Source organism: Symbiobacterium turbinis, assembly GCF_055383075.1.
In genome coordinates, this window is the sequence record NZ_AP042433.1 from 165,175 (window position 1) to 181,133 (window position 15,959).

Annotated in this window: 17 protein-coding genes; 9 read left to right on the plus strand and 8 right to left on the minus strand. The window is 67.9% G+C overall.

Annotation, left to right across the window (positions count from 1 at the left end; translation table 11 throughout):
• Positions 1-75: 75 nt before the first annotated feature.
• Genes ACZ45O_RS00745 through ACZ45O_RS00760 form a run of 4 tightly spaced genes read right to left on the minus strand, consistent with a single transcriptional unit; the run spans position 76 to position 4,417 of the window.
• Positions 76-1,479 carry a 4Fe-4S dicluster domain-containing protein gene (locus ACZ45O_RS00745; RefSeq protein ID WP_464855065.1) on the minus strand — a complete coding sequence of 468 codons (1,404 nt, stop codon included), beginning with the start codon at positions 1,477-1,479 and terminating at the stop codon, positions 76-78.
• A gap of 12 nt (positions 1,480-1,491) precedes the next feature.
• Entirely contained in the window at positions 1,492-3,756 is a 2,265-nt protein-coding gene (locus tag ACZ45O_RS00750; protein ID WP_464855066.1) for a molybdopterin oxidoreductase family protein, read from the minus strand.
• Positions 3,729-3,998 carry a chaperone NapD gene (locus tag ACZ45O_RS00755; protein WP_464855067.1) on the minus strand — a complete coding sequence of 90 codons (270 nt, stop codon included), beginning with the start codon at positions 3,996-3,998 and terminating at the stop codon, positions 3,729-3,731. The genes ACZ45O_RS00750 and ACZ45O_RS00755 overlap by 28 nt, the downstream gene beginning before the upstream one ends.
• A complete protein-coding gene (locus tag ACZ45O_RS00760; RefSeq protein ID WP_464855068.1) occupies positions 3,992-4,417 on the minus strand; it encodes a NapC/NirT family cytochrome c in 426 nt (141 codons plus the stop codon). The genes ACZ45O_RS00755 and ACZ45O_RS00760 overlap by 7 nt, the downstream gene beginning before the upstream one ends.
• Positions 4,418-4,796: 379 nt before the next feature.
• Between ACZ45O_RS00760 and ACZ45O_RS00765 the strand changes: the two genes are divergently transcribed.
• Positions 4,797-5,837 carry a sensor histidine kinase gene (locus ACZ45O_RS00765; protein WP_464855069.1) on the plus strand — a complete coding sequence of 347 codons (1,041 nt, stop codon included), beginning with the start codon at positions 4,797-4,799 and terminating at the stop codon, positions 5,835-5,837.
• Entirely contained in the window at positions 5,834-6,526 is a 693-nt protein-coding gene (locus ACZ45O_RS00770) for a response regulator (RefSeq protein WP_464855070.1), read from the plus strand. The genes ACZ45O_RS00765 and ACZ45O_RS00770 overlap by 4 nt, the downstream gene beginning before the upstream one ends.
• Positions 6,527-6,588: 62 nt before the next feature.
• Here ACZ45O_RS00770 and ACZ45O_RS00775 read toward each other — a convergent pair whose 3' ends face one another.
• A complete protein-coding gene (locus ACZ45O_RS00775; protein WP_464855071.1) occupies positions 6,589-6,801 on the minus strand; it encodes a hypothetical protein in 213 nt (70 codons plus the stop codon).
• 298 nt (positions 6,802-7,099) lie between these two features.
• Here ACZ45O_RS00775 and ACZ45O_RS00780 point away from each other — a divergent pair, with 298 nt between their 5' ends.
• From ACZ45O_RS00780 to ACZ45O_RS00790, 3 genes are all read left to right on the plus strand, one after another.
• Positions 7,100-7,753 (plus strand): response regulator, encoded by a 654-nt coding sequence (locus ACZ45O_RS00780; protein WP_464855072.1) that lies wholly within the window; start codon positions 7,100-7,102, stop codon positions 7,751-7,753.
• Between the two features lie 207 nt (positions 7,754-7,960).
• Complete coding sequence (locus tag ACZ45O_RS00785; protein WP_464855073.1) at positions 7,961-8,398, plus strand: universal stress protein; 438 nt, start codon at positions 7,961-7,963, stop codon at positions 8,396-8,398.
• 99 nt (positions 8,399-8,497) lie between these two features.
• Complete coding sequence (locus ACZ45O_RS00790) at positions 8,498-10,315, plus strand: MutS-related protein (RefSeq protein ID WP_464855074.1); 1,818 nt, start codon at positions 8,498-8,500, stop codon at positions 10,313-10,315.
• On the opposite strand, the gene ACZ45O_RS00795 is transcribed toward ACZ45O_RS00790, so the two are convergent.
• Positions 10,312-11,073, minus strand: coding sequence for a patatin-like phospholipase family protein (locus ACZ45O_RS00795; RefSeq protein WP_464855075.1), 762 nt, complete (start codon positions 11,071-11,073; stop codon positions 10,312-10,314). The genes ACZ45O_RS00790 and ACZ45O_RS00795 overlap by 4 nt on opposite strands.
• Positions 11,074-11,274: 201 nt before the next feature.
• On the opposite strand from ACZ45O_RS00795, the gene ACZ45O_RS00800 reads away from it, so the two are divergent.
• The 4 genes from ACZ45O_RS00800 (at position 11,275) to ACZ45O_RS00815 (ending at position 14,250) form a co-directional block, all read left to right on the plus strand.
• Entirely contained in the window at positions 11,275-11,814 is a 540-nt protein-coding gene (locus ACZ45O_RS00800) for a peroxiredoxin (RefSeq protein WP_464855076.1), read from the plus strand.
• A 17-nt stretch (positions 11,815-11,831) separates the two neighbouring features.
• A complete protein-coding gene (locus tag ACZ45O_RS00805) occupies positions 11,832-12,278 on the plus strand; it encodes a TlpA disulfide reductase family protein (protein WP_464855077.1) in 447 nt (148 codons plus the stop codon).
• 172 nt (positions 12,279-12,450) lie between these two features.
• Positions 12,451-12,876, plus strand: a complete 426-nt coding sequence (locus tag ACZ45O_RS00810) for a hypothetical protein (protein WP_464855078.1) — start codon at positions 12,451-12,453, stop codon at positions 12,874-12,876.
• A gap of 126 nt (positions 12,877-13,002) precedes the next feature.
• Positions 13,003-14,250 carry a hypothetical protein gene (locus ACZ45O_RS00815; protein WP_464855079.1) on the plus strand — a complete coding sequence of 416 codons (1,248 nt, stop codon included), beginning with the start codon at positions 13,003-13,005 and terminating at the stop codon, positions 14,248-14,250.
• Here ACZ45O_RS00815 and ACZ45O_RS00820 read toward each other — a convergent pair.
• Both ACZ45O_RS00820 and ACZ45O_RS00825 read right to left on the minus strand, forming a co-directional pair.
• Complete coding sequence (locus ACZ45O_RS00820) at positions 14,212-15,666, minus strand: FMN-binding glutamate synthase family protein (RefSeq protein ID WP_464855080.1); 1,455 nt, start codon at positions 15,664-15,666, stop codon at positions 14,212-14,214. The two genes, ACZ45O_RS00815 and ACZ45O_RS00820, sit on opposite strands and share 39 nt — an antisense overlap.
• The gene (locus ACZ45O_RS00825) at positions 15,650-15,931 is read right to left on the minus strand and encodes a hypothetical protein (RefSeq protein ID WP_464855081.1); all 282 of its coding nucleotides are present in this window, start codon (positions 15,929-15,931) and stop codon (positions 15,650-15,652) included. The genes ACZ45O_RS00820 and ACZ45O_RS00825 overlap by 17 nt, the downstream gene beginning before the upstream one ends.
• Positions 15,932-15,959 lie beyond the last annotated feature (28 nt).

Sequence of the window (15,959 nt, forward strand, 5' to 3'; positions counted from 1 at the left end):
ATTCGCCGCGGCTGCCCCGAACTCCTATGCAGAAGAGGAGGGGGGTGACCCCCTCCTCGCAGATTCGTGTGGAGTTCATTCGTTCAGCGGCTCGACGCGGATCGCCGCAGGCTCCAGGATGCAGTGCTCCTCGCAGAGCCCGCAGCCTGTGCAGACCTCCGGGTCGACCACAGGCCGTATGGCACCCTCCAGCACCAGCGCCTCGCCCCGCAGCGGGCAGGCGTTGAAGCAGCTGCGGCAGATGTCGCCGTGGTGGGCCAGGCACCGCTCGGCGTCGACGACGGCCGTGCCCATCCGCACCGGCTCCCCGGGCTGCAGGTGGAGCGCCTGCGTGGGGCAGACGGCGGCGCAGGCAGGCTCCGCGTCGCCGCAGAGGTCGCAGGCTGTCTCCCGCGGGTTGATGTAGGGGGTGCCCATGGCGAACCCGTGCTGCAGCCCGCCCATCCGGACGGCCGAGCGCGGGCAGGCCTGAACGCACTGGCCGCAGCGGAGGCAGAGCCCCAGGAAGAACGCCTCGGGCAGGGCGCCGGGCGGGCGGAGCAGATGCCGCTCCGCAGGGGCGGCCAGCAGCGGCCGGGCCACGCTGACGCCCGCCACCACTACCGCACCTCCCAGGAGACCCAGCGCCTGACGCCGGTCGTACCCCGCTGTCCGGGCCGGCTTCTCCGCCTTCTGCACCGCCCAGGCGGGGGTGAAGGCGAGGCTGCCGCTGGGGCAGGCGTCGATGCAGCTGCCGCAGTTGGAGCAGATCCACGGATCGGCCTGCGCCGGCCCGCGTCCGGCGACCGTCTCCAGCAGCGTCTCCCGGCCGTTCATGGGGCAGGCCTGGATGCACTTGCCGCACCGGTCGCAGGAGGCGCGGTCGTGGCCCACCCGCAGCAGGGCCCAGCGGCCCAGGATGGAATAGAAGGCCCCGGCCGGGCAGACCGAGCGGCACCACCCCCGCCGCAGCACGAACAGGTCGAAGAGGAGGGCGGCGGCGACGAGGATGAGCTGCAGGCCGAGGCCAAACAGCAGCGAGCGCATGAGCGTAGCCTGGGGCGAGACCCACTCGAAGAGGGCCTGACCCGTGAGGGCCGAGAGGAGCAGGAGGAGGAGCGCGACGGCCCAGCGGCTCCAGCGGGGCCAGACGGCGCGGCGGGCGTGCCAGCGGTTTGGCAGGAGCTTCCCGCCGATCCAGTCCAGCCCCTCCAGCAGGCTGCCCAGGGGGCAGACCCAGGAGCAGAAGGCTCTCCCCAGGACCAGGTAAACCAGGCCCACCAGCAAGAGGCCGAGTGCGGCCGCCGCTGCCAGCCACGCGCCCCCGGCTGCCAGCACCTGCGCCGCGGCGAAGGGGTCCGTCAGCGGGAAGCTGAGGAACCGGGAGCCGACGTAGGTGCCGCGGAACCAGGGGAAGCCGATCAGGGGCAGCAGGAAGAGCGCCCAGAAGAGGGCCTGGGTGGCGAGGCGTAGCCTGCGCCACCCTATCCTTTTCAGCACGGCCCTCACCGCCTACGCCTTCTCAACCCGCACGGCGCAGATCTTGTACTCCATCTGCTTCGAGGTCGGGTCGACGGCGTCATTGGTCAGGAAGTTGGCGAGCCGCTCGATGCGGTCGTCGTGCATCAGCAGCATCACCATGCCCCTCTGCGGCACGGCGCGGCCCCCGATGCGCGCGGTGGCGATCACCTGCCCGCGGCGGGAGGTCAGCCTCACCTCGTCGCCGGTCTTGATGCCCAGCCGGGCGGCGTCGTCCTCGTGGATCTCGCAGTAGAACTCGCCCGCGCCCTTCATGATCTCGGGCACCCGCTTGGTCATGGTGATGGTGTGCCAGTGCTCGAGGATGCGGCCGGTGGAGAGGAAGAAGGGGTACTCGTCGTCGGGCATCTCGGCCGGATCCTGGTGCGGGCGGGCGTAGATGACCGCCTTGCCGTCGGGCTTGCCGTAGAAGTAGAGGCCCGTCCCCTCGGGCACGAAGGGGTCGTCGCCCTCGACGTAGCGCTGGCCCGTGCCGTTGGGCTGCTTGTCGTTCACCGGCCAGCGGATGCCCCGCTCCTCCTTGTAGCGGGCATAGGGGGCGTAGTCGTAGCCGGTGTTGCCGCCGCCCATCTTGCGGAACTCCTCCCAGATCACCTCGTTGGAGGTGTAGTGGTCGAAGTACTCGCCGTAGCCCATGCGCTTGGCGATCTCCAGCAGGATCCAGACGTCGGGCTTCGCCTCGCCCTTGGGCTCGATGGCCTTGGCCATGTGCTGAGTCCGGCGGTCGGTGTTGCCGTAGATGCCCTCCTTCTCGCACCAGAGGGCGGCGGGCAGGACGACGTCGGCCAGCTCGGTGGTGCGGTTGTGGAAGGCGTCGATGACGACCAGGAAGGTCTTCTCACACGAGGCCCGCACCGAGTTCAGGTTGGGCAGCGAGTGGGCCGGGTTGGTGCAGGAGACCAGCAGCGCCTTGACCCGCCCGTCGCCCGCGGCCCGGAAGAGCTCGATCGTGTGGTAGCCGACCTTGTCCGACATCCGGGTGTAGTCGACGCCCCAGACGGCGGCCACTTCCTTGCGGTGCTGCTCGTTGGTCACCGAGCGGCCGCAGGGGAGCAGGTGGGCCAGGCCGCCGCCCTCGCGCACGGAGCCGCAGGCCGAGGGCTGGCCGGTGAGGGAGAAGGGGTTGTTGCCCGGCTGGCAGATCTTGCCCGTGAGCAGGTGGAGGTTGTAGATGGCGTTGTTCAGCCAGGTGCCCACGGTGCGCTGGTTGATGCCCATGCACCAGAGCGACAGGGTCTTGCGGCCCCGGGCGCCGATCTCCCGCGCGGCGGCGCGGATGTCCTCGGGCGAGAGGCCGGTGATGGGGGCGACCTTCTCCGGGGTGTAGTCCTGCAGGAACTCGACATACTGTTCGAAGGTGATGGGGCCTTCGCCGTCCTGGAAGTTGGTGTGCCGCTCGATGAAGTCGGGGTCGTGCAGCCCCTCCTCGATGATCACCTGCGCGAAGGCGTTCAGCAGGGCCAGGTCGCTGCCGGGCCGGAAGGGCAGGAAGATGTCGGCGATGTCAGCCACCCGGTGTCTGCGGGGGTCGGCCAGGATCACCTTGACGTCCTTGCCCGTCTGCTTCCGGGTGGTGATGCGGGAGTAGACGATGGGGTGCGCCTCGGCGGTGTTGGAGCCGATGATAAAGAAGGTGTCGGCGTGCTCGATGTCGTCGAGGTTGCCCATCGGCTCGTCCTTGCCGAACGTGGAGGCGAAGCCCGCCACGGCAGAGGCCATGCAGGTGCGGGGGTTGCCCTCGACGTTGTTGGTGCCGATGCAGCCCTTGAAGAGCTTGTTGGCGATGTAGGTCTCCTCGGCGTGGTTCTGGCCGGAGCCGTAGAAGCCGACCGAATCGGGCCCGTACTGGTCGACCGCCTCGCGGAACTTCGTGGCCACCAGGTCCAGGGCTTCGTCCCAGGAGGCCTCGGTGAGCTGGCCGTTCTTGCGGATGAGCGGCTTCAGAATCCGGCCTTCCTCGGTGTTCATGATCCGGTCCAGGTAGTAGCCCTTCACGCAGAGGAGCCCCTTGTTGACCGGATTCTCCGTATCGCCCTTCACGGCCACCACCCGGTTGTCCTTGGCGGCGACCATGACGCCGCAGCCGACGCCGCAGTAACGGCAGACGGTCTTGTACCACGTGGCACCTTCCGTTTCAGGGTTCTCCTTCGGGGCAACGGGCTTCGGCGTACACCCGGCCGCCGCCAGCGCCGCGGCGAGGGCCGACGCCTTTACGAAAGAACGGCGGGAGAGCTGCATTTCCCATCCTCCTCAACGGCGTGAATGTAAGTCGGCATCACAGCGTAGACGCCCGGAATGGATCTCAGGCGGTGGAGCGTCTGAACCGACGCCTCGGTGCTGGGGGCTTCCAGGACGGCGGCCAGGTATCCGGGTTCGCCTCCCGGTGTGACGTCGGACAGCTCCGGCACGGCAGCCAGCTCGGCCGCGATGGCCTCGATCCGGGTGGGATCGCACTGGAAGACCAGACCGCTGATCACCATCTCCGGTCCTCCCTGACGCCGTGAGGGTCGTCGAAATGGCAGTTCAGACAGCCGCGGTTCTCCGGCGCTTTGACGTGGTCGGTATGAATGTGGCAGGCGATGCAGTTGTCCAGCAGGATCTGCTCGTCCTCCGGTTTCAACTCGATGTTGGCGTCGCCCGTTATGGTGGCCCACACGTGCTTGATCCCCTTCTCGTACTTGGCCGGGATGGAGGCGGCCCCGTGGGGCAGGTGGCACTCGGAGCAGGAGACGGTGGCGTGGACCGACTCAGCGTGGGTCGCGCGGAACTCTTCCATGCTGTGGCAAGTGGCGCAGGTCGCCGGTTCCGCACCGGTTGCGGTGAGGACTGACGGCCCTGCGAGGAGCGCGATGACAATCAGGGCTGCGATGGTGCTGATGATCCACCAGCGCTTCGTCACACAGATCCCTCCCGATGGCTGACTCTACACTCCAGGGTAGCAGGGAAGGATTGCACAGAGCTTACACGGATCTTGCGAGAACCTTGGAAGGGGTCAGAGAAAGTATCGAAAAAGGACGGGCCGATGGTCTACTACCTCCAAGTTCTGTGAATACTTATATCTAGTAACTCATCTTCATATTTCATGGATGTCGCGAGGGAAGGGATCCGCCTGAGAAGCAGCGAATGTAGACTTTTGAGCTATCGACACGGGTTCGACAGGCATCTGGTCAGGCGCCTGACCTAAGGTGCCGCTTGTATCCCCCGACCGATGGCGACAGGAAAGGGTGAGCGATGTGACACAGACACGAGAATACGCACCGGAGGTCGCGGAGGCATAGATGCGGCTGCTCTCGTACCTGCACAGCCGGACCAGCCTGTTCACCAAGGTGCTGGTGGCCAACGCGGCGATCGTCGTGCTGGGCGCGATCGGCGCCGCGCTCATCGCGACCCACTTCTGGCACAGTCAGGAGCACTCGCCCACATGGGAATTCGGCCTCATCGCCGTCGGCCTCGCCGTGTCGCTGGGGGTGAACTATGCCCTGCTGCGGGTGGCGTTCCGGCCGCTCTTCACCCTGCATGCGACCCTCGACAAGGTGCGGCGGGGCGACTTCTCCGCCCGGGTACCGATGGTGCCGGGCGACCCCGACATCGCCCGGCTGACCGAGATGGCCAACCTGATGCTGGACCGGCTGGCGGAGCACCGGAAGGCCGTGGCCGCGCAGATCCTGCGGGCGCAGGAGGAGGAGCGGAAGCGCATCGCCCGGGAACTGCACGACGAGACGGCCCAGTCGCTTACCTCGATCGTCGTCAACCTGGTGGCCGTCGAGCAGCTGGCGGGAGCCAGCGGTATCGATGAACCGCTGCGCGAGCGGCTCCGCCTCACCAAGGAGGTCGCGCAGCGTACGCTGGATGAGACGCGGCGGCTCATGATGGACCTGCGCCCCTCCGTGCTGGACGACCTGGGCCTGGTTCCTGCCCTGCGGTGGTTCATCAACCACCGGGTGGTGCCCGCCGGCCTGGAGGCCGACCTGCAGGTCTCCGGACTGAGCGACCGGCTCCCCGAGGAGCTCGAGACCGCTCTGTTCCGCATCCTGCAGGAGGCGATCACCAACGTGGTGAAACACGCCAACGCCAGCACCGTCATGGTGCGGCTGTACCGGGACAACGGCTCGATCACCGGGCTGGTGGTCGATGACGGCCGGGGGTTCCATGTGGTGCAGACCGTGGGACAGCCGGTGCGGGACCGGGGGCTCGGGCTCTTCGGCATGCAGGAGCGGGCGGCCCTGGTGGGGGGCAGGGTCGTCGTGGAGTCTGCACCGGGCAGGGGAACCACGGTGCGCGTGACGGTTCCGGATCGCATAGGGGGGGACGCACAATGAGTCCGATTCGTGTGCTGCTTGTGGACGACCACGCCATCCTGCGGGAGGGCATCCGGTATCTGCTCTCCGCCAGCGGTGAGGTGGAAGTGATCGGCGAGGCCCAGGACGGCATCGAAGCCCTGGAGATGGTAGAGCGGCTGAAGCCCGACGCGGTGCTGATGGACATCGCCATGCCGCGCATGAACGGCATTGAGGCGACCACGGAGCTCAAGAAGCGCCACCCCGACCTGCCTGTGCTGATCCTTTCGATGTATGACAGCGAGGAGTACGTTTTGCCCATTTTGCGGGCGGGCGCCGCGGGCTACGTCCTGAAGCGCGCCGCGGCGCAGGAACTGGTTTCAGCGCTGAAGGCGGTGACCTCGGGCCAGGTCATCCTGCACCCGGACGTGGCGCGCACGGTCATGGACAACCTGCAGGAGCAGGGCAGCGGGCCGGGCCCGGGACCGGCGCCGCGCGGCGCGGCGGAGGCCCAGGCGCAGCTGGCCCAGCTCACGGAGCGGGAGCGGGAGGTGCTGACGCTCATCGCCCACGGGCTCACCAACCAGCAGATCGCCGAGAGGCTGTTCATCTCCATCAAGACCGTGCAGGCGCACCGGGCGAACCTCATGGAAAAGCTCGACCTGCATGACGCGGTCGAGCTGACGAAGTTCGCCATCAAGAGCGGCCTGCTGCCGCTTGACGAGATCTGACCCGGTTTGCGGGACAGAGAGGCGCAAGTGGCAGCTGGCCACTTGCGCCTGAGGAGCGCTGTTCAGCGCGAGAGGCCGGGAGCCGTGCTGTGGACGGTGAACCGGCGCTGGGGCCGGACGTCGTAGACGAGCCCCTCGTAGAGCACCGTCAGGTTGCCCAGCGACACGGCGCGCAGTCCCGGCAGGAACTCCAGATCGTCCACGTCAAACCCCGGTTCCACGTGAATGGAGATGGTGCGGCCGTTCAACAGCTTGAGCTGCAGTTCCGTGTACACTTCTCCGCCTCCTCCCATGCAGAGCAGGGTATACGAGGACACCGAGGACACGGTTCTGTGCCGCGCGCGTTCAAACTCGCGGCCGGCCAGGGTGACATGAACGTCTGCGCCTAGTATCCCCCCTTTTCGTCACGCGGCCCGCGAGTAGCGCACTTACAGAATGGGTAAGACTAGGCTATAATAGTAATTGAACTAGCCAAGAGGGCTTGCCCGTAACTTTCCGACTAGGGCGTGGGATCGGTTGCCCGGTATTCCCTGTCATGATAAAGTTCTAACTGGAGAGGAGGGCACCCGAACGATGAAAGTCTTGATCGTAGATGATCACCTCATGCTTCGGAAGGGTGTACTGAGTGTCCTTTCGAATAGCGATCTTGAGGTCGTCGGCGAGGCATCGAACGGTCAGGAAGCCTTGGAGCTGGTCCCCAAGCTGAAGCCTGATCTCGTGTTGATGGACATCAACATGCCGGTGCTCGATGGTGTGGAAGCTACCCGGAAGCTGAAGCAGCAGTACCCCGACATCAAGGTCGTCATCCTTACGGTTTCGGAGATCGACAAGGATCTCTTCGAAGCGATTAAGGCCGGCGCGGATGGCTACCTGCTCAAGAACCTGGGGCCTGAGGAACTGGTCTCCTCTCTGCGCGCGGCCGCCTCGGGCGAGGCGCCCATCTCGTCGGTCATGGCGGCGAAGATGCTCAAGGAGTTCCGCCAGCCGCGCGCCACCACCGCAGGCAAGCAGCCTGGGCAGCAGCTCTCTCCCCGGGAGATCGAGGTGCTGCGCCTGGCCTCCACCGGCCTTACCTATAAGGAGATCGCAGCCAAGCTCTACGTGGCGGAGTCCACGGTCAAGAACCACATGCGGCACATTCTCGAGAAGCTGCATCTGCGCAACCGGTCTGAGGCCGTGGGGTATGCCATCCGTACGGGACTGGCCGGCGATCCCCCGCCCCGGTAATATAGATCAAGCGGACCACCTGTGCAGACAGGTGGTCCTTTTCTCTCTGTTGTGACTTGGCTCAGTCCGGAAATTAGTCTACATTAGAATCAGTCCAATGAACGATACCGGTCTATCCCCCGGCACGGCTATGATTCAGACAGGAGGATTGTGCTGTACCGGTGGGGAGCGGCACCCCGACGGTTTACATGGAGGAGGCGATGGGTCGTGAAAAAGATTCTGCTCGCGACCGACGGCAGCGAGAGCTCCCTGCACGCCGCCCGGGTGGCGGGTGAGCTGGCCTCGCTGAAGAATGGGCAGGTCATCGTGCTGTACGTGGCGCATGTTCCCCGCGCCTACTACGCCACCGATGAGTTCGGCAACAAGGTGACGCCCGAAGTGCCGATGGATGTGCTGATCCGCCGCACCGGCGAGCCCATCCTGCGCAAGGCCGTGTCCGCACTCGGCCTGCCGGAGTCGCAGGTGGTCACCGAGGTGCAGGTGGGCGAGCCGGCGGAGGAGATCGTCGACTACGCCCGGCTGGAAGAGGTCGACCTCATCGTCATGGGCAGCCGCGGCCTCAGCCCCATCAAGGAGCTGCTGCTGGGCAGTGTATCCGACAAGGTGTTGCGCACCGCCCCCTGCCCGGTGCTGATCGTCCGGTAGTTCCCTCATACAGGCTCACCCCGGCCGCCGGAGAAGCGCTGGCGGCCGGGGTATCCGTGTTGATACGAGGTACACTGAGGCAGGGGAGGTGCATCACAGTTGCAGCCCCAACACATCTACGCGCGCCGCGAGGCAGCCTACCGGCGGCTGGGCGACAGGCAGCGGCAGGCGGCCGTAAGGCTCAGCAACGCGCGCCTGGGGGTCGCGCTCGCCGGCCTGCTGCTGGCCGTGCTTCTGTACCGTGCCGTGGGCCCCCGGGCCGCGTGGGGCGCCGCTGCTCTGTCCGCCATCCCGTTTGCCTTTCTCGCGCGCCGCCACGGGCGGGTCCTGCGCCGGCTCCGGTACACGGAGACCCTGGCGGAGATCAACCGCACGGGGGTGGAGCGGATCGCCGGCCGCTGGGGCGCATTCCCGGACACCGGGGCGGAATTTGCGGACGACGAGCACCCCTTCGCCTCCGACCTGGACCTGTTCGGCCAGGGTTCCGTCTTCCAGTGGCTGAGCGCGAGCCACACCGCGCCCGGGCGCGCCGCCCTGGCCCGGCTGCTGACCGGGCCGCCCCCGGAACCGGGGGAGATTCAGGCGCGGCAGCAGGCGGTGGCGGAGCTGGCGCCGGCCCTGGGATGGCGCCAGCGGCTGGAGGCCGAGGCGCTCCAGGCCGCCGGGGAGCTGGGGCCTGTGGAGCCGCTGCTGGAGTGGGCCAGGCAGTCGCACCCGCTCTACGCGCACCCGCTGGTTCGGTTCGGGGCCTGGGCCCTGCCCGGCGCGGCGCTTCTGGTGATCGGGCTCTCCTTCCTGGGCCACCTGACCTGGCAGGCCCCTGTGGCCATGCTGGCCCTGCACTTCCTGCTCCTGCGCACAGGTGGCGCGGCGCGATCGCAGGCGCTGAACGCCGTCTTCCGGCAGGAGCGTGAGCTGAGGACTTACGCCAGCATGCTCCGGCACCTGGAAACGCGGACGTTCAGCTCCCCCTGGCTGCGGGACCGGCAGGCGCAGCTGCGGAGCGGAAGGGGAGAGGCGGCCCACCTGCAGGTGCGCCGCCTCTCCCGGATCGCCGAGCGCATCTCGAACCGGGCCAACGCCATGTTCCTGATCCTCAACATCGTCCTTCTGTGGGACATTCACTGCATGATCTCCCTGGAGGCCTGGAAGCGGGAGTCGGGGCGGCTGCTGCCGACCTGGCTGCGCACCCTGGGCGAGGTCGAGGCGCTGGCGAGCCTGGCCATCGTCCGCTTCGAGCACCCGGACTGGGCGTTTCCCGAGATCGCGGAAGGCCGGCGCGCCGGCATCACCGGGGCCGGGATGGGCCACCCGCTCATCGGGGACGGCCGCGTGTGCAACGACTTCGCGCTGGTCGAGCCGGTGCGCGTCGCGGTCATCACCGGCTCGAACATGTCGGGCAAGTCCACCTTCCTGCGCACGGTCGGCGTCAACCTGGTGCTGGCCTACGCCGGCGCGCCGGTCTGCGCCGCCCGGTTCGCCTGCCCGCGCGTCCAGCTCTGGACGTGCATGCGGGTGGAGGACAACCTACAGCAGCGCATCTCCGCATTCTACGCCGAGATCCTCCGCATCAAGCGCATCGTGGAGGCGGTCCGCGGCGGCGCCCGGGTCTGCTTCCTGCTGGACGAGATCTTCAAGGGCACCAACTCCCGCGACCGGCACACCGGAGCCAGGGCCCTCATCAGCCAGCTCCAGCGGGCCGGGGCGATCGGGCTCGTCTCCACCCACGACCTGGAGCTGGGCGAGCTGGAGCGCGAAAGCGGCGGGCGCATCATCAATTACCACTTCAGGGAGTACTACGAGGGGAACGAGATTCGCTTCGACTACAAGCTGCGGCCGGGGATCTCGCCGACCCGCAACGCGCTCCACCTGATCCGGATGGCCGGGATTGAGCTGGACGAGGAGGGCGCCCCCTAGCCCCAGAAGTCCCGGACGGCTCCGGTCAGCTCCCCGCCCTGGCGGCGCCCGGCCGTCAGGGCTTCAAATATGCGGGCGGGGTCCATCAGGTTGTCGCCGAACACCTGCAGGGTGGCCGCGTCGGGCAGCACCACCATCACCCGGGAGCCGGCGGCCTCCAGCTCGGCGCGCTCCTTCTCCAGCATTTCGTGTCCCAGCGGGTACTTCGGACCGCCCATCGGCGCGACGATCAGCACCCGGTCGTAGCCCAGCGCCTGGTCGGCGTGTGTGCCGGAGCGCGCCCCGCCGTCCAGGTACTGCCGCCCGTTGATGGTGACGGTGGGCAGCAGGTTGGGCACGGCGCAGCTGGAGGCCAGGGCCCGGGCCAGCGGCACCCCGGAGTCGCAGGTCCACATCACCGGCTCGCCCGTCTCCACATCCACGGCAGAGATGCGCAGCGGCTTCTCCGGCCAGGGCGCATCGCCCAGGGGGGCCTGGAAGATCCCGACCCACTCGTCCTCGGTGAGGCCGACGCCCGTTGCCACCTTGGCCACGGCGCCCGGCGGAAGGCCCATGCCGGCTTCCACCAGCGCCGTCAGCTGGGTGGGGTCGACCCCGTACCGGATCAACGTGCCGACCACCGAGCCGGCAGACGTGCCCACCACCAGGTCTGCCTGACCCAGGTCCACGTTCCCTTCCTTCAAGGAGGCGGCCAGCCCGACCATCCAGGCGATGCCCAGCACGCCGCCGCCTCCCATCACCAGCGCTCTCGTTGTCATGTCGACAAACTCCTTTCCCCAGCAGCAGTATGGCAATGATCAACAATGGAGATACTGGATCTGGCGCCGCGTATGTCGATAGCGCTGGGTCCTGTCTTGATAAAGTCGTAACTTTCAAGACGTAACCCAACTCATGTTCGCAGCGTCTCAATAACCGGAGTCCCTTAGATTGATTCTAAATATCAAGGAGGTCTTTGCTAGATGCGACTGGTTGGCAAGCCGGCTCCTGACTTCACGATGCTGTCCACCAAGGACCTGGAGAAGCTCGATCAGACGGTGAGCCTGGCCGATTACCGGGGCAAGTGGCTCGTGCTGTTCTTCTACCCCGCCGACTTCACCTTCGTGTGTCCCACCGAGATCACGGCCTTCAACGATCGGGTGCAGGAGTTCAAGGACGCCAACTGCGAGATCCTCGGCGTGTCGGTCGACTCTGTCTACTCGCACCGGGCCTGGATCAAGACCCCGAAGGAGGAGGGCGGCCTCGGCCCCGTCAACTACCCGCTGGCCTCCGACATCACCAAGGAGGTCTCCAGGGCCTACGAGGTGCTGATTGAGGAGGAGGGCGTTGCCCTGCGCGGCCTCTTCATCATCGACCCCGAGGGCATCGTCCGCTACCAGGTGGTCCACGACAACAACATCGGCCGCAACGTCGATGAGGTCCTGCGCGTGCTCGAGGCCCTGCAGGCCGGCGGCCTGTGCGCGGCCAACTGGAAGCCCGGCGAGTCTCTGCTCCAGGTTTAGCGAAGGAGGCCTGCTTCATGCCCATGCGCCTTGGCAGCCCGATGCCCCGGCTGGAAGGGGCGACCGGGTCCTATAACGCCGAAGGCTTCGACCCCAAAGCGCTGAACGGTCACCCGACGTTGGTGCACTTCTGGGCCGTCTCCTGCCACATCTGCCACGAGGTCATGGATCAGGTTTCGCAGTACCGCGACACCTACCAGCCGAAGGGGCTGAAGGTGGTGGCCATTCACATGCCCAAGGAGGAGGGCGACCTGGACACGGCCAAGGTCGAGCGCGACATCGAGCAGTACGGAATCACGCAGCCGGTGCTTCTCGACCACCGGCACGCCCTGGCGCAGGCGTTCCAGAACCAGTTCGTACCTGCCTTCTTTCTCTTCGACGCCCAGGGAAACCTTTTCTTCCGGGCCGCGGGAGACAAGGGACTCCAGAACCTCGGCCCCAAACTGGAGCAACTCTTGGGCTGATGCTTTTGGGCTATGGCGGCCGCCCCTTCGGGGGCGGCCGCTACTGTAACGGGCTTAGGGCAGCCGCTCCAGGGCGGCTGCGGCCGAATCGTTACGGGCACCGATGGGAGGCGGCGCCGGGTACGGGTATACTGACGCCAGGAGGGTGCGCGACGAGGGGGCGAGACGGGCCATGGGTTGGAAGACGGTGCGCGATCTCCTGCCGGCGCTGGTGCTGCACGTGGCCGCCGCGGCGGTGCACGTGGCGAGCACCGTGGGCCTTTCCGGGCGGCCGGGCGTCGTCTATGAGGTGGCGCTGGCGTTCCTGATGCTGGTCGTGCCCATGTCGGCGGTGCTGGCGCTGCTCTCTGGCCTGCGCCGGCTCGGCGCAGCACTATTCTTCCTGTCCTACCTGGGCGTCGCCGCGCTGACGCTGGTGGGTTACCTCGGCCTCAACTTCCTGGTCGTCGCGTTCTACGCGGACCATTCCGTCTCCCGGACGGCCTTCTTCGTCAGCGCCCTGATCATGCCGGTGATCCAGATCCACGGCATGCTGGAGGCGCTGCGGACGTGGGGGCTGATTGCCGAGCCCCAGCGCAACCGACTGTCGACCAAGTGATTGCAGGAGGCTCCCACCGCCGGGGTGGGGGCCTCATTGCGTCTTGTGACCCGCATCACCGGGCTGATCGATCGAATTGAGTTAGTGTTGTAGAAAAGCGCACGTCCTGACAGGAGGTCAACGCTGATGCACGCGGCCAGTGTCCTACTCAGCGCCTCAGCCCGTTGGCTGACGGTGGTGCTGCCCCTGGGCGTTCTGCTGCGCTCGGCCTTCGTGTGGCTGTACAACCCCGGCCCCTTCTACTGGGGGAACCTGATCCATGCCCACAGCCACACCGCCTACTTCGGCTGGGCGGGGCTCGGGCTGATGGGGCTCATCCTGCACGTTCTGCCGCGCTTCACCGGCCGGCCCGTGGCCGAATCGCGCCCCCTGATCTGGCTCCTGCGCCTCGCGCCGTGGGCGGTGGGCGGCGCCCTCGTCACCTTTGCGTGGTGGGGGTATGCCGGCCCTTCCATCGCCTTCGCCACGCTGAACGAGGCGCTCTGGGTGCTCTTCGCCATCGTCTTCTGGCGGGAGGTGCGGCAGGCCCCGGTGGCCGCGTGGCCCGCTCCGCTGCGGTTCATCGGTGCGGCGGTGCTGCTCCTCCTGCTCTCGATCTCGGGCACGACGCTGGTCATCGTGTCAGAGGCGATTCTGGACTCCGCCTTCCCCCTGCTCTACCAGGCCGGCGTCTACCTCTTCCTGCAGCTCTTCGGCGACGGCTGGCTGGAGGTGGGGCTGATGGGCATCGTGCTCGCCCTGGCAGGGGTGCGGGACGAGGCCAGGCCCCTGCTTACCCGCCTCGCCGTGGCTGCCCTCCTGCTCCAGGCCCCGGCTGCCCTCCGCATGCTGATCCCGCGGGGGCTGGAGGGGCCGCTGGTACCCGCCTCGCTGATCGCAGGGGCCCTGCAGGGGCTCGTGCAGCTGGCGTTCCTCGCCTTCGCGCGGAACCTTCAGCTGCCGGAGCACGCCCGCCCCTGGTGGCGGCTCGCGGGGCTCAGCCTGGCCGTGAAGGCCGCGCTGGAGTTCGTGCCGCTGCTGCCCGCCTGGTCCGGCCTGGCGCTGAACCGCAGCCTGGTGATCGGCTTCCTCCATCTGAAGCTGCTGCTGGTGGTCTCCGGCGCCCTGCTGGGGGCAATGGCGCAGGTGCGCGGCCCGGCCGGCCGGTGGGCGTTCCGGCTGTTCGCGTCGGGCTCCGTTGCCATGGTCGCTTTCCTGTTCGCGCACGGCCTCCTGTTCGACCGGGCGCCGGCCACCAGCCTGCCCCTCTACGCGCTCGCCTTTGCGGCCGCCTTCCCCGCCGCTATCGGCGGCATCTGGGGGGCCGCGCCGGCCGCCGCAGAGCGGCGAGCGCGCCTAGTGCACCGGCTCCAGCGGGTCCTGTCGCTCTGGTAGGGAACCGCCCGGCGGCTCCGCCGGGGGGAGCCAGCCGGGCTGCCACCGGCCCGCAAGCTCGGGAAACAGGCGCTCTTGCCGATCGGGCGCCACCAGCCCCAGCTGAACACCGGTGGCCCGGGCCAGCACCGGGTCGAGGGCGCAGAGGTCGGACTTGTTGATGTCCGCCAGGGCCGTGCGGCCCAGCGAAACCGCCACCATCTCCATCTCGGTGACACAGGCGTTCAGAAACCGCTGCAGGCTGCGCGCCGCCCGGTCCTCGTCCAGCTGATCGGTCAGCTTCCCGGTGTAGACCACCATGCTGGTCGGGGGTTCAAAGGGCAGGGCCTCCACGGCCTGGTCGCCGATGAGGGCGATGACGGCCGCGGTGCCGATGTAGACGGCATCTGCCCCCAGGGCCATGGCCTTCAGCATCTGCCCGGGGGTGATCAGGCCGCCGGCGGCGATCAGGCTGACGCCGCCGGCGGCCTTCTGGCGCACAAGGTAGTCCCGCGCCCGGGCCACAGCGTACAGCGTCGGCAGGCCCATGTCGTCCTGCAGCGTCGGGGCGCCGCCGTGGGTGCCGCCCTCGGCGCCGTCCACCGTCACGAAGTCGACCCCGGCCTCCAGCGCCACCGCCAGCTCGCGCTCCAGGTGGTGGGTGGCGGCGATCTTCAGCCCCACGGGCACGCCGGTTTCGGCCCGCAGCCGCCGCACCAGCCGGATGAACTCCTGCTGCGAGTTGACGCCGGGCAGGCGGGAGTGGATCACGGCGTCTTCGCCCTCGGCCAGGCCGAAGACCTCCCGGTAGTCGGGGCCGATGTTCCTGGCCCGGGTGCGCTGCGGGGTGGAGCCCTGCGCACCCTGGCCCAGCTGAAGCTCAATGGCGTCCAGCTGCCGGTACTGCTCGGGCGCGTTCAGCCATCCGCCCCGGTTGTACTGGCCGATCAGCAGCCGGGCTGCGGCGCGCTCCTCCGCCAGCAGGCCAGCTTCGCCCGTGTTGGTGGCCGTGCCCACGGCGGTGGCCGCCCGGGCCAGCGCGATCTTCGCCCGCTTGCTCAGGGCGCCGCCGAACGACATGCCGGCGATCAGGATGGGGATGGCCACCGTGAGCGGCCGGCGCGCCCGGGGGCCGATCGCCACGGCGGTGGCGACCGGCACGTTCTCTGGCGTCGGAAAGCGGCACAGATGCACCGGGTTGAAGAGGAGCTGCTCCCAGGGCGAGAACCGCTGGGGGCTGCCCAGCGGCCGGGGCGCCGGCGCGCCCTGCGCCGACCGCATGAGCAGCTCTGCGAAGCGGACGCCGCCCACCTTCTGCAGGGAGGGGAGCATCTCGGCGATCGATTCGGGATACTGGTCGCGCACAAGCCGGGTAAGCGCCTTGTCGACCGTCTCGTTGATGGCCGAGCGCAGCCAGTTCTCAATGAGACGAAGCATGCCCGGTCTCCCCCTGGCGTCCGACTGCCTGCTGGATTTCCGCCATCTTCTGAACCAGCTCTCCACAGACCTGCTTGACCATGCTGAGCTGTCGGGCGGCGCTCTGCTCCTCCACCGCCACGTCCAGCAGCTCCCGGTGGTCGAACCGGTTCAGGGTGTCGTAGTGCTCCCGCTCTATCATGGCGAGGGTTCCCGCCACCGTTTCGATGCGATTCAGCTCCGAGATGATGTAGGCGCACGCGTGGTTCAGATCCTCGTGTTGCATTGGGCTGACCTCCAGGCGATGTTCTGCA

Excerpts from the sequence above, each read along its gene's own strand:
- ACZ45O_RS00765 (WP_464855069.1), top strand. The coding sequence starts at position 4,797 with ATGCGGCTGCTCTCGTACCTGCACAGCCGGACCAGCCTGTTCACCAAG.
- ACZ45O_RS00795 (WP_464855075.1), bottom strand. The coding sequence starts at position 11,073 with ATGACAACGAGAGCGCTGGTGATGGGAGGCGGCGGCGTGCTGGGCATC.
- ACZ45O_RS00780 (WP_464855072.1), top strand. The coding sequence starts at position 7,100 with ATGAAAGTCTTGATCGTAGATGATCACCTCATGCTTCGGAAGGGTGTA.
- ACZ45O_RS00800 (WP_464855076.1), top strand. The coding sequence starts at position 11,275 with ATGCGACTGGTTGGCAAGCCGGCTCCTGACTTCACGATGCTGTCCACC.
- ACZ45O_RS00825 (WP_464855081.1), bottom strand. The coding sequence starts at position 15,931 with ATGCAACACGAGGATCTGAACCACGCGTGCGCCTACATCATCTCGGAG.
- ACZ45O_RS00755 (WP_464855067.1), bottom strand. The coding sequence starts at position 3,998 with ATGGTGATCAGCGGTCTGGTCTTCCAGTGCGATCCCACCCGGATCGAG.
- ACZ45O_RS00750 (WP_464855066.1), bottom strand. The coding sequence starts at position 3,756 with ATGCAGCTCTCCCGCCGTTCTTTCGTAAAGGCGTCGGCCCTCGCCGCG.
- ACZ45O_RS00805 (WP_464855077.1), top strand. The coding sequence starts at position 11,832 with ATGCCCATGCGCCTTGGCAGCCCGATGCCCCGGCTGGAAGGGGCGACC.
- ACZ45O_RS00820 (WP_464855080.1), bottom strand. The coding sequence starts at position 15,666 with ATGCTTCGTCTCATTGAGAACTGGCTGCGCTCGGCCATCAACGAGACG.
- ACZ45O_RS00815 (WP_464855079.1), top strand. The coding sequence starts at position 13,003 with ATGCACGCGGCCAGTGTCCTACTCAGCGCCTCAGCCCGTTGGCTGACG.
- ACZ45O_RS00770 (WP_464855070.1), top strand. The coding sequence starts at position 5,834 with ATGAGTCCGATTCGTGTGCTGCTTGTGGACGACCACGCCATCCTGCGG.
- ACZ45O_RS00810 (WP_464855078.1), top strand. The coding sequence starts at position 12,451 with ATGGGTTGGAAGACGGTGCGCGATCTCCTGCCGGCGCTGGTGCTGCAC.